Here is a 12,633-nt window from a genome sequence, read left to right on the forward strand (position 1 = left end):
ACGGCTTTAACTCAATTATACAATGGAACGAAAACTATTTTTAAAAGGCGGATTAGCTGCACTGGGTGTGGCTTTTATAGCTCCTTTAGCTAACTCATGCAAAAAGGATTCTGACACAACAACAACGACCACCAGCAGCAGTTCATCAAGCAGTTCGTCGTCCAGCAGCTCATCATCCAGCGGATCATGTACTTCAACCGCTTCTGAAACCGCGGGCCCTTATCCAACAATAACGCCGTCGTCATACGTAAGGAGCAATATTGTTGACGGGCAAACAGGCGTGCCGTTAACCATTAAGATTACTGTTTGCAATACCAATAACAACTGTGCCGCCTTGTCCGGTGCCCTGGTTGATATTTGGCATTGCACAGCCTTAGGTTATTATTCTGAATATACCGATACCCCGGGAGGTGGTTACTCCACAGTAGATTACACAGCCTCTCATTTTTTGCGAGGCAGGCAAACCACTGATGCTAACGGACTGGTAACATTTACCAGTATTTTCCCCGGATGGTATTCGCCAAGAGCGCCGCATATTCACGCCCATATTTATAATTCAGCAGGCACATCGCTATTGATAACCCAAATTGCCTTTCCAACCGACGTTTGCAATACGGTTTATACAACGGCATCTCCTTACTCCAATCGGGGCGTTCAGGATACTGCGAACACTGCCGATATGGTTTTCAGTGATTCTTTATCAACTGAATTATCAACCGTTACCGGGAGTGTATCCGCAGGATATGTACTTACAATGACTATTTATGCTGCCGCCTAATTTCGTTGAATAATTATAAATAGGGAAGGCGCTATTTATCAGCGTCTTCTCTTATTTTACCTAACATGGAAAAAGCCACAATTCGTTTATTATACCGGAAGATCATCAGCGCATCCTCGCAGGACCCATGGGAAAAGTTTGTGTTTGAAGAAACCTATAAGGAGTTTTTAATGCAGGCGCAAACTTTTAATGCCGATAAAAAATATTTCACATTCGGAGAACTGATCCACTATGTTCCCGGGGCCGAAAAACTTCATTTTCTTGTCAGCGCGTCTGTAATCGGGTATTTAAAGCAGCTTTATGGAAAGATGCCTGATATTATTAACACGCTGGGCAAACGCTTTTTACCGTTTAAAAATTACCGGTTCGAGCTTATTAATTCTGATATAAGGGACATCTCCAAACACCAAATTGCCATTAACTTTATTTCGGAGCCGTTAACCTGGTATGATACGATAGGTAACCAGCTGCTGGTATCTGCCGATAATGGCAAGCTTGATGAACATGGAGAAATTTTAACGGAAATATTTGCAATGCAGCCATTTTTGAGCATTTATTCCTTAAAAAAATAACCGCAGATGATCACACAATCTAAAGGCAAAATCTACCTGGCTAACGAACGGGGCCTTACCGAAACCAGCTGGTTCCGCAGTTTATATATGTTTAATTTTGGCAGCTATCAGCGTGAACACAAAAATCCTTTTGGCAGTCTTTATGTGCTTAATGAAGACACGCTGGATGGCGGCAAAAGTTTAAAATGGCTGGTGGAGGAAAACACGGATATAATCTTGCTGCCGGTGGTTGGCGCAATTGAGTTTTCAGCCGGTAACGAAAATACAGGCATTTTAAAAGCCGGTATGATCCAGGTGTTGAGCCTTCCTTCGGGAGGCAGCTACGAGGTTAAAAATCCATACCCGGATCAGCTGGTAAAGTACCTGCAGATTTGGATTAAAACCCTGGCGGATAAAACGTATTCCTCCTTCCAATCCACGTTCGATTTAGGCAACTATCAGCTAATTGATCTTTTCCACGCCGAAGCGCCTCAAAACAGCAGCTATTCGGGTGCCATAATAAAGCTGAACGGACGCCAGGAGGACACCTATTATAAGAAAAATCCGGCAAACGGCGTGTTTGTATATTCCGTACAAGGTGCACTTGAGGTACAATATCGATTACTACACGAGGGAGACGGCCTGGCTTTATGGGATGTGGATGAAGTAGCTTTTGAAGCACTCTCAAATAACGCTATACTGTTGATAATAGAAGTACCTTTACAATAACACTTGCGATAGATGATTTTGCGCTTTGTAATGTTGTTACCTCCGAAGGCCTGATAATTTTTGTCGACACTCAAAATTCAACCACGCCGACGCTATCCGCCATAAAATCCTTAAACTTATTTTCCAGCACGTGAAATTGCTCGATAACGGCGAGTCCTTTTTCAGTAACGGTTGCATTGCCGCCGCCCTTACCACCGCGGCGGGATGTCACTAACGCCGAATCGAACCGGGCATTCATATCGTTGATCATGTCCCACGCCTGTTTGTACGACATGGCCATCTGCAGCGCGGCCTGCCTGATGGAACCCGAATCGCGGATGCGCTCCAGCAGCTCAACCCTGCCGCGCCCCAGCAGCTTTTGCCCGTCCCGCTCCAGCCAGATCCGCCCGTTTATTGTGAATGTTGAATCCATCATCAATTAAAAGTATTAAAAATGTGGCGTTTTATGCAAACAATGTGCTTTATTTGTTTTTCGTTATACTTTTTAATATACAACGATTATATTCGTCTGCTTTTGTCCCTTACTTCTACCATTATGAACAAAAATTTAATTCTACCAACCCGTAAAACTACCAATTACCGTCCGCTCCAAATTTCCTTATTGATAATGATGATTGCCACATCGTTTTTATCGCAAACCGCATCCGCACAAATAAAGGACGTGCCACCCGACTCGATAAGATATGCAGGCTCTGTTTACCAAAAAATAAAACCCAAGCCAGCTTACCCGAGGGTCGTTGGCTACCTGAGTTTTATCCTTCCGCTCGAAACCTTGTCAGCCGGTAAATTCACACCCAACTTTGCTCATCACACCAGCAGCATTGGTTTCCCTGTGGGTGTAAATGTGCTGTACAGCGAAAGGTTTGGCTTTAGCTACGAGCTTACGCCTACCATTAGGGCGTCGGGCGGCAGCAGCAAGGTTAGCAACTTATTGATCGATCCGGGTACTATGTTTCGTTTCGATCACGGCTTTACCATCGTCACCCGCCTGGCCTTTGAAACATCGGGCAGGTATGGCTTCACCCCGGTTTTTAACCAGGTTTATGCCCGTTCAAAGGCGGTAAATTATTTTGTGGCCCTGTCGCTTCCCAACCGGTTTGGTAACAGCGATCCCTACTCATTGGGCTTAAACCTACAACTGGGCTTCACATTTAACTAATTGAACGCTTCACCTGTTGCACTTTGTTTTGAACCATAATTTTCCCATATGTACTAAATTCAGCAAAACCAAAAGCACCGGTTTCCCGTAATACGGTAAAAAACCTACTTATTGAGAACTGTTATAAAGCTAAAACCCATCCATTATTGCCCGTCGTGCGGGGATAATTTCGATTGTAAAAAACACCGGGGCTGGTTTGTGAAAACATTTTTATTCTTCCTCGAAATCAGGAAGTATTATTGCACCTTTTGCCGAAAGACCTATATTATGCAAAAAAGGTTTGTTTAAAGTTGTTTGCTATATTTCCTTTTGAACCATGATTTTTAGGATTTAAGGATGACCCTGATTCTACCAAATGCATCCTTTGATCCTATAATCAAAGAAATCATGGTTCAGAAAATAATCCGCACATCCGCACATCAATCAATCCGCACATCAAACCCTTCTCCCCTTCCACACATTTGTCTTCGTCAAATGTTTCTGGATCGATAAAAAGGCAATAACAACCATATTGGCCATTTGCACAGGGTGTAAAATAACGTTATACAGCGCATTTTGACCTGATTCCAGCGAGATCATCACCCGGGTAAGGGCAATTAGCCCCAGCATAAAGAATATGAGGTTATAATTGAGCGTCATCAGGATGATCATTGGCCCGCATATGAGCAACAGGACATAGGCCATCAACCCAAAAACGCTATAGCTAAAGGCCGCCAGCGCGTTCTTGCTGAAACCGTTTATCGCTTCCGGGTAATTCTTGTACATGCGGCAGCTTATCATACCGTTTGCCAGTAAGGCCTCCCCGTTGTATGATGCCGCTTTAACAAGGCGCATAATTTCGGCATCCTCAACTACCTTATCCTTTGCTTGTTCGTGCCATTGGTGTTGGCGGTAAAGGCTTGCATCAAACAGCATAAATTGCCCGCAGGCTGTAGCAAACGATGCCTGCTTTGTTAACAAAACCAGTCGCAGGGGGAATAAATTCAATAACAAAAAATTCAATAGCGGCACGGTAACCTTCTCGCCCATGGTGTTCATCAGCTGGTTGGGGAACAAGCTCAGTAGCCCAAGCTTATTAATATACATGCGGTGAACAGCACTGTTTATCAAATGATTGCTTACCTCGTCGTCAGCATCTAAAAATAAAAAATATTCGCCCTTAGCTTTTTGGGCGAGCTGGTAACATGCATAGTTTTTGCCGAGCCATCCGTCCGGCAAATCATCTCCCTTAATGACGCTGAAGTCGGGGTGCCGGGCAGCAAAGTCAGCACAAATTTTATAGGTGTTATCCGTTGAGCAATCGTCATAAACAATTACCTGGTAGTTTTTATAATCCTGTTTTTGGATGGATTGTAACAGGGACAGGAGGTTAGCCTCCTCATTTCGCGCAGGGATCAGGATAGATACCAGGCTATCGTACCGGCGGCTAACACGGGTTAGCTTTGGGTTTGATAAAAAATTGAAAAGCGTTACCGTAAACCGCAACACGATAAAAAACAGGGTTATGGAGATAACGATGATCACTTTATAAAGCTATTTCGGTTTTAAGTATTATGGCGTTAAATTAAAGAATAAATAATAACCTTTTGCCTCTCACTAAAAAGTTTCATCACCCCTTGCATAACTGCACTTACGTTAAATCCGCTGTTTAACAACGGTTAAAACGCAATAAAAAAGGCGTATTAACCACATGACAATCACGTGTTTAAACGGACTAACAAAACAGCAATTAGTGGTTGTTTTGCTTTGTGATTTAAGACAAGGCTAAGGAAAGCCTGATTACAATTTATTAACCATTTTAAACATTAACCATTATGAAACATTTAAATTATTTACTTTTTACTTTTATTACTGCAGCTGTAATGCTTACCTCGTGCGGTAAAGATGGCGCTGTGGGGCCGCAAGGTGCAGCAGGTACAACCGGGGCCACAGGTGCAACCGGGGCTACAGGTGCAGATGGTACAAAAATATTTTCGGGAGCAGCAGCGCCGGCAGCAACTATTGGCGTTAACGGCGATTTTTACCTCAATACCACCAACAGCGATTTTTACGGGCCTAAAACTGCCGCAGGCTGGGGTTCCCCTACAAATCTGAAAGGTGCAACCGGCGCAACCGGTGCTGCGGGCGCAGCAGGTGCAGCAGGTTCAAAAATTTATAGCGGCACGGGCGTTCCTGCAGCATCTGTAGGCAAAAACGGCGACTATTACCTGGATGTTAACAGCTATTTATTTTACGGCCCTAAGGCTGCTAATGCATGGTCGGCACCCATTAATCTAAAAGGACCAAAAGGTGATACCGGAACTGCTAACGTGATCTATTCTGACTGGTATACCCCAGCCACATATACAAAAACAACCGTTTTTGGCACGATCTATTTTACAGCCGATATCGCTGCCTCTAAAATTACCCAGGATATTTTAGACAAGGGTACAGTAGTAGTATATGGTAAGCTTAATGGATATAACCCTGTTATATGGCCTACTGACCAGGTGGGTCAACTGCCTATTTTAATCAATTATATGAGTGGTACTACTCCTAATCTTGATACATGGTCGGCACTTTGCACAGTTGGGAATGTAGCGATAAGCTTAACAAGTAGTATAAATGCTTATACCAACATATCAAACGCACACCAATTCAGGTATGTGATTATTCCGGGTGGCGTACATACATTAGGGCTTGTTAACCTTAAAAACTATAAAGAGGTACAACAGGCGTTACATTTAAAGGACTAACCCTGCATCTGCCTATCTATGAAAATCATCTAAAACACCGGGCACATCAGTTTCCGGTGTTTTAGTTTTTAATAAAATTGATGATAGCGGCAGTTGCTCCGGTATGCTCCTTCACATAAGTTGTGACTGCAAGGCTTGCTTTATTATAAAATACATGGTCGTTAATTAGCTTGCCTGTTATCGTTTTCAACGCTGCTTCGTCAGCTACGCTAAACCCGGCCTGTAAGGCAATCAGATCCTTAGCCTCTTTGAACTTCGAATATTCCGGGCCGAAAATTACGGGCAGGCCAAAAGCCCCAGCTTCAAGCGTATTATGAATTCCCGCGCCAAACCCGCCGCCAATGTACGCGATATCAGCGTATTGGTATAATGAAGAAAGCATGCCAACATTGTCAATGATTAAATATGAGATATCAGGCGTGAGATTTGAAATTTGGGAATACCTTAGGGTAGTGTCCGATGGTAAAATAGATATAAGCTTTGCTATTTTCTCTTCACTAATCTCGTGCGGGGCTATGATAAATTTCCAGCCTGGATATTGAGTAGTTAGTGTGGCTATCAACTGCTCGTCGGCCGGCCAGGTGCTGCCCGCAATAAATATTTTTTGGTCGTTTTTAAATTCGGCGATGCCGGCGATAGCTTTGGGTTGCAGGGAGTTTACCCACACCCTGTCGAACCGGGTATCGCCGCTTACGGTTACATTGGTTACCCCAATTTGATGTAACAGCTCCAGTGAGCCTTCGTCCTGCACAAAAAAACGGCGCACAAAACCCAGCATTTTACGGTGCAGCCCGCCATACCATTTAAAAAACACCTGGTTGGGCCTGAAAATGCCCGAAATTACATATAACGGAATGTTACGGTTATTTGTCTCGTTGAAGAAATGATACCAGTATTCATACTTGGTAAAAACAGCCATTTTGGGCTGGAAAAAATCAATAAAATACCGTGCATTAGCGGCGGTATCAAGCGGTAAGTAGTACACAGCATCGGCCAGCGGTGTATTTTTCCGAACCTCGTAGCCAGACGGTGAAAAAAAGGTGATAACGATTTTCTCGTCGGGATAAAGTTCGCGTATTCCCTCTAAAACAGGTCGCCCCTGTTCAAACTCACCAAGTGAAGCAAAATGAAACCAAATGCACCCTGAAAAACGTATAAACGCTTGTTCTTTTCGACCATTTACCCAAAGTTTGGCTTTTTTGTTGAAAAATGAAGCGATATAAATTGCAACGAAATATAATTGAACCCCGGTATTATATAGTAAGAGCATTTTAATTATGAATTATTAACTTCGCGGGGATAAATGTAATCACAATAAAAATACTTTATTTATGAAAATTGCTGTTATCGGAACGGGCTATGTCGGCTTGGTGACCGGAACCTGTTTGGCTGAAACAGGCAACGAGGTTGTTTGTGTAGACATAGTTGAAGAAAAAGTCAACAAAATGAGGGCAGGCGAAATGCCGATCTATGAGCCCGGGCTCGACCAACTTTTTCATCGTAACATCAAGCAGGACAGGTTAACGTTTACAACAAACCTGGCCGAGGCCATAGCGCCAGCCAAGGTTATATTTCTTGCACTGCCAACCCCCCCGGGAGCTGACGGCTCTGCCGATTTAAGCTACGTGCTTGGCGCGGCAAAGGACATAGCTAAATTAATTACTGAGTATAAGGTTATTGTTACCAAATCAACCGTGCCTGTAGGCACCGCTGATAAAGTAACGACCGTTATGAAGGCAAATACCGACGTGCCCTTTGCCGTGGTATCAAACCCCGAATTTTTGCGTGAGGGTGTAGCTGTTGAGGATTTTATGAAACCCGATCGTGTAGTGATTGGTACTATGGATGAAAAGGCCCGGCTGATAATGGGCGATCTGTATGCTCCTTACGTACGCCAGGGAAATCCGATACTTTATATGGATGAGCGTTCTTCGGAACTTACAAAATACGCCGCAAACTCGTTCCTGGCAACCAAAATTACCTTTATGAATGAAATTGCCAACATGTGCGAGCTGGTTGGTGCAGATGTTGACATGGTAAGAAAAGGTGTTGGTGCTGATGCGCGGATAGGCAAGCGTTTCCTGTTTCCAGGTGTTGGCTATGGTGGTAGCTGTTTCCCTAAGGATGTGCAAGCCCTGGCAAAATCGGCCGAGGAAAATAAATATGACTTTAAAATATTGAACTCCGTAATGGAGGTTAATGAAACGCAGAAAAGGCGCCTTGTGGTGAAAATGCGTGACTATTATGGCAAGGATGGCCTAAAGGGCAAAACCTTTGCACTTTGGGGGCTTGCTTTTAAACCGGAAACTGACGATATCCGTGAAGCCCCTGCATTATATATAATTGACGAGCTGCTGGCCGCAGGTGCAAATGTTATTGCGTACGATCCGGAAGGTATGCCAAACGTTAAGAAGATACTTGGCGATAAAATAACTTATGCCACAGACAGGTATTCTGCGCTTGAAAATGCCGATGCATTGTTGATAGTAACAGAATGGCCGGTGTTCAGAACTCCTGATTTTGATTTTATGAAAGAAAAGTTAAAAGCGCCTGTTATATTTGACGGACGTAATCTTTACGATCTGGACAGGATGAAGGACTATGGTTTTTACTATAACAGCATAGGGCGTAAAATAGTTGGTTAAATGGGAGCAAGAAAACGGATATTGATAACCGGGGCAGCCGGATTTTTAGGCTCGCACCTTTGTGACAGGTTTATTGCTGAGGATTTTCATGTTATTGGCATGGACAACCTGATAACAGGTGATATGCGAAATATTGAGCATTTGTTTAAACTGGAAAATTTCGAGTTTTATAACCATGATGTTTCCAAGTTTGTATATGTCCCGGGCGAACTTCATTATATTTTGCACTTCGCTTCACCGGCGAGCCCGATTGACTATTTAAAGATCCCTATCCAAACTTTAAAGGTTGGCTCGTTAGGTACGCATAATCTTTTGGGTCTGGCGCGAAACAAGAAGGCTAGGATGCTGATCGCGTCAACATCTGAAGTATATGGCGACCCCAACGTAAATCCACAACCCGAAGAATACTGGGGGAATGTTAACCCTGTTGGCCCCCGAGGAGTTTACGACGAGGCTAAGCGCTTCCAGGAGGCCATAACCATGGCTTATCATACCTTTCATGGCCTGGAGACCCGTATCGTTAGGATCTTTAATACTTATGGCCCGCGTATGCGCCTTAATGACGGGCGCGTGTTACCCGCCTTTATTGGCCAGGCTTTACGTGGCGAGTCATTGACCATGTTTGGCGATGGTTCACAAACCCGTTCATTTTGTTATGTAGATGATTTGGTAGAGGGTATTTATCGCTTACTCTTTAGCGATTATGCACAGCCAATGAATATCGGCAATCCTGATGAAATCACCATCCGTCAATTTGGTGAGGAAATAATCAAATTAACAGGAACCGATCAAAAGCTGATAAGCCTGCCACTACCAACAGACGACCCGAAGCAGAGAAGACCAGACATCACCAAGGCTAAAAGTATTTTGGGTTGGGAGCCAAAAGTTTCACGAAGTGAGGGCTTAAAAATCACTTACAATTACTTTAAATCACTTCCTGAAAAGGAAATTCAACATAAGGACTTTACCTACTATAACAAAAATTAATGGCTAAAATATTAGTAACCGGAGGATTGGGATATATCGGCTCACACACCGTGGTCGAACTTGTGGCAGCCGGATATGAACCCATAATAGTTGACGACCTGTCAAACTCCAATGTTAAGATTCTTGATCAGCTGAGCAGGATTATTGGCTTTAAACCGGCCTTTTATCAGTTTGATCTTTGCGACATGCAAAAGCTAAATGAGTTTATAGCCGTTGAACCCGAAATTGATGGCATTATTCATTTTGCGGCATTCAAAGCCGTAGGCGAATCGGTAAGAAACCCGCTAAAATATTACCGGAATAATTTTTATTCGCTGCTTAACCTGCTGGAAGTTTATAAAACTAAAACCATAAATTTTGTTTTCTCATCAAGCTGTACCGTTTATGGGCAGCCTGACGAACTGCCGGTTACTGAAAATGCACCGGTGAAAATGGCAGAATCGCCATACGGCAACACCAAGCAAATTGCCGAAGAAATTTTAAGGGATGCAATTACTGCCGGCGAGGCGCAAAAGGTAATAGCACTTAGGTATTTCAACCCGGTTGGCGCACACGACACGGCATTAATAGGAGAATTACCAAACGGGGTTCCTCAAAACCTGGTTCCATTTATAACACAAACGGCCATAGGCAAACGCGAAAAAATAACTGTATTTGGTAATAACTACAATACTAAGGATGGAAGTTGCGTTCGTGATTATATCCACGTTGTTGATTTAGCAAAGGCACACGTAGCTGCGTTAAGGCTTATGGAGAACGAAGGATTTAAAGGTTATGACGTATTTAATTTAGGGACCGGAAACGGGAATACCGTACTCGAAATCATCGCAGCCTTTGAAAACACCACCGGCGTAAGGTTAAATTACGAAATTGGCCCACGCAGGGAAGGAGATGTTGAAAAGGTTTGGGGCGATGTTACTAAATCGACAAATAAATTACACTGGCAGGCGCAATTGGGTATTGACATCATGATGTCGTCGGCTTGGGAATGGGAAAAGTATATTGCTGAAAACCCATTATAATTAAATATTAAGATTAACAAATATTGGTGGTAGCACTAATACAAAAAATTATAAAAAATGATTTACCCCCCTGGTAATATCATTCACATTGCCAGTAAATAAGTAATCCAAACAACGTTTAATGAAAAAGATAATTATCACCGGAGGGGCAGGTTTTATTGGATCGCACGTTGTGCGGCGCTTTGTAAAAAACTATCCTGGTTATAGCATTATCAATCTTGATAAATTAACATATGCCGGCAACCTGGCTAACCTTGAGGATATCGAAGACGAGCCAAATTACCGGTTTGTAAAGGGCGATATTGTTGATATCGAGTTTATACAAAAGTTATTTACTGAAGAGCAACCTGATGCCGTGATACACCTGGCTGCCGAATCGCATGTGGACCGGTCAATAACTAATCCCCTGGAATTTGTGATGACTAACGTTGTTGGCACAGTAAACCTGCTAAATACAGCCCGCCAGGCATGGAAGGGCCGTTATGACGAAACCCGCTTTTACCATGTATCAACCGACGAGGTGTACGGTACACTGGGCGAAACCGGTATGTTTACTGAAGAAACTGGTTATGATCCGCATTCACCTTATTCCGCATCCAAAGCCGGATCTGATCATTTTGTGCGAGCTTATTTCGATACATACGGGTTAAATACCGTTATCTCCAATTGTTCAAATAACTATGGCTCATATCACTTTCCTGAAAAGTTGATCCCTCTTGCCATTAATAATATCAAACAAATGAAACCGGTGCCGGTTTATGGCAAAGGTGAAAACATTCGCGACTGGCTGTGGGTTGAGGATCATGCAAGGGCTATTGATGTGATATTTCATAATGCCGCTGCCGGAACCACCTACAACATAGGCGGCCATAACGAATGGAAAAATATAGATTTGATAAGATTACTGTGCCAAATTTTGGATAAGAAGCTGAACAGACCCGCCGGGGAGTCGGAGAGTCTGATCACGTTTGTAACAGACCGGGCAGGGCACGATCTAAGATATGCTATTGACGCAACAAAACTAAAGGATGAATTAGGATGGGTACCCTCAATTACCTTTGAGGAAGGCCTGGAGAAAACAGTTGATTGGTATCTTGATAATGAAAAATGGCTTAACGATGTTACGTCAGGCCATTATCAACAATATTATACCGACCAATATAACAACCGTTAATCATGTTTGGGTTATTTAAAAAGAAGGAACAAAAAAAACACATCACGTTCGACTATAGTTCATTGATGGTTGATATGCACTCGCATGTTTTACCTGGAATTGATGATGGTGCGCAAAATACGCAGGAGTCTATCTTTCTTATTAAACGTATGATGGAACTGGGCATAAAAAAAATTATTGCCACGCCGCACATCATGATTGACTATTACAAGAACACACCCGAGACTATCAATGGCGCTCTTGAGATACTTAAAGAAGAACTGGTAAAGGAGAAAATGGATATCGAAGTACAAGCTGCAGCTGAGCATTATTTCGACGAAACCTTTGAGGCTCGTGTTAACGAGGAAAAACTAATGACCATGGGCGATAATTATGTGCTTTTTGAATTTTCATTCATCAATAAGCCGCCTAATGCAATTCCCGTTATACAAAAACTTAACGACCTGGGCTACAAACCCATACTGGCTCACCCCGAGCGATATCCGTATATGGATCTGGATCAGTTTAAAGCCTTGCATAACTGGGGTGTTGATTTTCAGGTAAACACCATATCGCTTGCCGGGTATTATGGTAAGGAATCAAAACGACTTGCCGAGGAATTAATAGATAATCAGCTTGTAGATTTTATCTCGAGTGACATGCACCATCCAAGGCACGCCCAGGCACTAAAAAATGCACTAAAAATGCCTTACCTGGAAAAAGTAATGTTTGATTACCCGTTGAAGAATAGCTTGCTGATGTAAGAATGATGTGCGAATTTTTGATGTGCGGATGTGCGAATAAATTGACTTTAGATTTCGAAAGATTAAACGCGACCAACAATCAACCGGATTCATTTTAACACATCGGCTGC

General features: G+C 43.0%; 13 protein-coding genes. 10 read left to right on the forward strand and 3 right to left on the reverse strand.

Annotation, left to right across the window (positions count from 1 at the left end):
* The first annotated feature begins 22 nt into the window (after window positions 1-22).
* From KXD93_RS15965 to KXD93_RS15975, 3 genes are all read left to right on the forward strand, one after another.
* Entirely contained in the window at window positions 23-778 is a 756-nt protein-coding gene (locus KXD93_RS15965; protein ID WP_258138224.1) for a dioxygenase family protein, read from the forward strand.
* 65 nt (window positions 779-843) lie between these two features.
* Window positions 844-1,350 carry a hypothetical protein gene (locus KXD93_RS15970; protein ID WP_258138225.1) on the forward strand — a complete coding sequence of 169 codons (507 nt, stop codon included), beginning with the start codon at window positions 844-846 and terminating at the stop codon, window positions 1,348-1,350.
* A 6-nt stretch (window positions 1,351-1,356) separates the two neighbouring features.
* Entirely contained in the window at window positions 1,357-2,058 is a 702-nt protein-coding gene (locus tag KXD93_RS15975) for a pirin family protein (protein WP_258138226.1), read from the forward strand.
* 70 nt (window positions 2,059-2,128) lie between these two features.
* Here KXD93_RS15975 and KXD93_RS15980 read toward each other — a convergent pair whose 3' ends face one another.
* On the reverse strand, window positions 2,129-2,473 hold the full coding sequence (locus KXD93_RS15980; RefSeq protein ID WP_258138227.1) for a winged helix-turn-helix domain-containing protein: 345 nt from the start codon (window positions 2,471-2,473) through the stop codon (window positions 2,129-2,131).
* 120 nt (window positions 2,474-2,593) lie between these two features.
* Between KXD93_RS15980 and KXD93_RS15985 the strand changes: the two genes are divergently transcribed.
* Window positions 2,594-3,217, forward strand: a complete 624-nt coding sequence (locus KXD93_RS15985; protein WP_258138228.1) for a hypothetical protein — start codon at window positions 2,594-2,596, stop codon at window positions 3,215-3,217.
* Window positions 3,218-3,652: 435 nt separating this feature from the next.
* Here KXD93_RS15985 and KXD93_RS15990 read toward each other — a convergent pair whose 3' ends face one another.
* Window positions 3,653-4,741 carry a glycosyltransferase family 2 protein gene (locus tag KXD93_RS15990; protein WP_258138229.1) on the reverse strand — a complete coding sequence of 363 codons (1,089 nt, stop codon included), beginning with the start codon at window positions 4,739-4,741 and terminating at the stop codon, window positions 3,653-3,655.
* 290 nt (window positions 4,742-5,031) lie between these two features.
* On the opposite strand from KXD93_RS15990, the gene KXD93_RS15995 reads away from it, so the two are divergent.
* On the forward strand, window positions 5,032-5,952 hold the full coding sequence (locus KXD93_RS15995; protein WP_258138231.1) for a hypothetical protein: 921 nt from the start codon (window positions 5,032-5,034) through the stop codon (window positions 5,950-5,952).
* A 61-nt stretch (window positions 5,953-6,013) separates the two neighbouring features.
* Here KXD93_RS15995 and KXD93_RS16000 read toward each other — a convergent pair whose 3' ends face one another.
* On the reverse strand, window positions 6,014-7,222 hold the full coding sequence (locus KXD93_RS16000) for a 3-deoxy-D-manno-octulosonic acid transferase (protein ID WP_258138233.1): 1,209 nt from the start codon (window positions 7,220-7,222) through the stop codon (window positions 6,014-6,016).
* Window positions 7,223-7,283: 61 nt separating this feature from the next.
* Here KXD93_RS16000 and KXD93_RS16005 point away from each other — a divergent pair, with 61 nt between their 5' ends.
* The 5 genes from KXD93_RS16005 (at window position 7,284) to KXD93_RS16025 (ending at window position 12,523) form a co-directional block, all read left to right on the forward strand.
* Window positions 7,284-8,597 carry a UDP-glucose dehydrogenase family protein gene (locus KXD93_RS16005; protein ID WP_258138235.1) on the forward strand — a complete coding sequence of 438 codons (1,314 nt, stop codon included), beginning with the start codon at window positions 7,284-7,286 and terminating at the stop codon, window positions 8,595-8,597.
* Window positions 8,598-9,584: a UDP-glucuronic acid decarboxylase family protein gene (locus tag KXD93_RS16010; protein WP_258138237.1), complete on the forward strand. Its 987-nt coding sequence runs from the start codon at window positions 8,598-8,600 to the stop codon at window positions 9,582-9,584.
* The gene (galE, locus tag KXD93_RS16015) at window positions 9,584-10,606 is read left to right on the forward strand and encodes a UDP-glucose 4-epimerase GalE (protein ID WP_258138238.1); all 1,023 of its coding nucleotides are present in this window, start codon (window positions 9,584-9,586) and stop codon (window positions 10,604-10,606) included. The genes KXD93_RS16010 and galE overlap by 1 nt, the downstream gene beginning before the upstream one ends.
* 121 nt (window positions 10,607-10,727) lie before the next feature.
* Window positions 10,728-11,780 (forward strand): dTDP-glucose 4,6-dehydratase, encoded by a 1,053-nt coding sequence (rfbB, locus tag KXD93_RS16020; RefSeq protein ID WP_258138239.1) that lies wholly within the window; start codon window positions 10,728-10,730, stop codon window positions 11,778-11,780.
* 2 nt (window positions 11,781-11,782) lie between these two features.
* Window positions 11,783-12,523: a tyrosine-protein phosphatase gene (locus KXD93_RS16025; protein ID WP_258138241.1), complete on the forward strand. Its 741-nt coding sequence runs from the start codon at window positions 11,783-11,785 to the stop codon at window positions 12,521-12,523.
* The last annotated feature ends 110 nt before the right edge of the window (window positions 12,524-12,633 follow it).

The sequence above is a fragment of the Mucilaginibacter phenanthrenivorans genome (assembly GCF_024721155.1).
In the GTDB taxonomy this organism is placed as follows: Bacteria; Bacteroidota; Bacteroidia; order Sphingobacteriales; family Sphingobacteriaceae; genus Mucilaginibacter; species Mucilaginibacter phenanthrenivorans.

What these genes read in the sequence shown, in the direction of transcription:
- KXD93_RS15965 (WP_258138224.1), top strand. Translation starts at nt 23, where the DNA reads ATGGAACGAAAACTATTTTTAAAAGGCGGATTAGCTGCACTGGGTGTG.
- KXD93_RS15970 (WP_258138225.1), top strand. Translation starts at nt 844, where the DNA reads ATGGAAAAAGCCACAATTCGTTTATTATACCGGAAGATCATCAGCGCA.
- KXD93_RS15975 (WP_258138226.1), top strand. Translation starts at nt 1,357, where the DNA reads ATGATCACACAATCTAAAGGCAAAATCTACCTGGCTAACGAACGGGGC.
- KXD93_RS15980 (WP_258138227.1), bottom strand. Translation starts at nt 2,473, where the DNA reads ATGATGGATTCAACATTCACAATAAACGGGCGGATCTGGCTGGAGCGG.
- KXD93_RS15985 (WP_258138228.1), top strand. Translation starts at nt 2,594, where the DNA reads ATGAACAAAAATTTAATTCTACCAACCCGTAAAACTACCAATTACCGT.
- KXD93_RS15995 (WP_258138231.1), top strand. Translation starts at nt 5,032, where the DNA reads ATGAAACATTTAAATTATTTACTTTTTACTTTTATTACTGCAGCTGTA.
- KXD93_RS16000 (WP_258138233.1), bottom strand. Translation starts at nt 7,222, where the DNA reads ATGCTCTTACTATATAATACCGGGGTTCAATTATATTTCGTTGCAATT.
- KXD93_RS16005 (WP_258138235.1), top strand. Translation starts at nt 7,284, where the DNA reads ATGAAAATTGCTGTTATCGGAACGGGCTATGTCGGCTTGGTGACCGGA.
- KXD93_RS16010 (WP_258138237.1), top strand. Translation starts at nt 8,598, where the DNA reads ATGGGAGCAAGAAAACGGATATTGATAACCGGGGCAGCCGGATTTTTA.
- galE (WP_258138238.1), top strand. Translation starts at nt 9,584, where the DNA reads ATGGCTAAAATATTAGTAACCGGAGGATTGGGATATATCGGCTCACAC.
- rfbB (WP_258138239.1), top strand. Translation starts at nt 10,728, where the DNA reads ATGAAAAAGATAATTATCACCGGAGGGGCAGGTTTTATTGGATCGCAC.
- KXD93_RS16025 (WP_258138241.1), top strand. Translation starts at nt 11,783, where the DNA reads ATGTTTGGGTTATTTAAAAAGAAGGAACAAAAAAAACACATCACGTTC.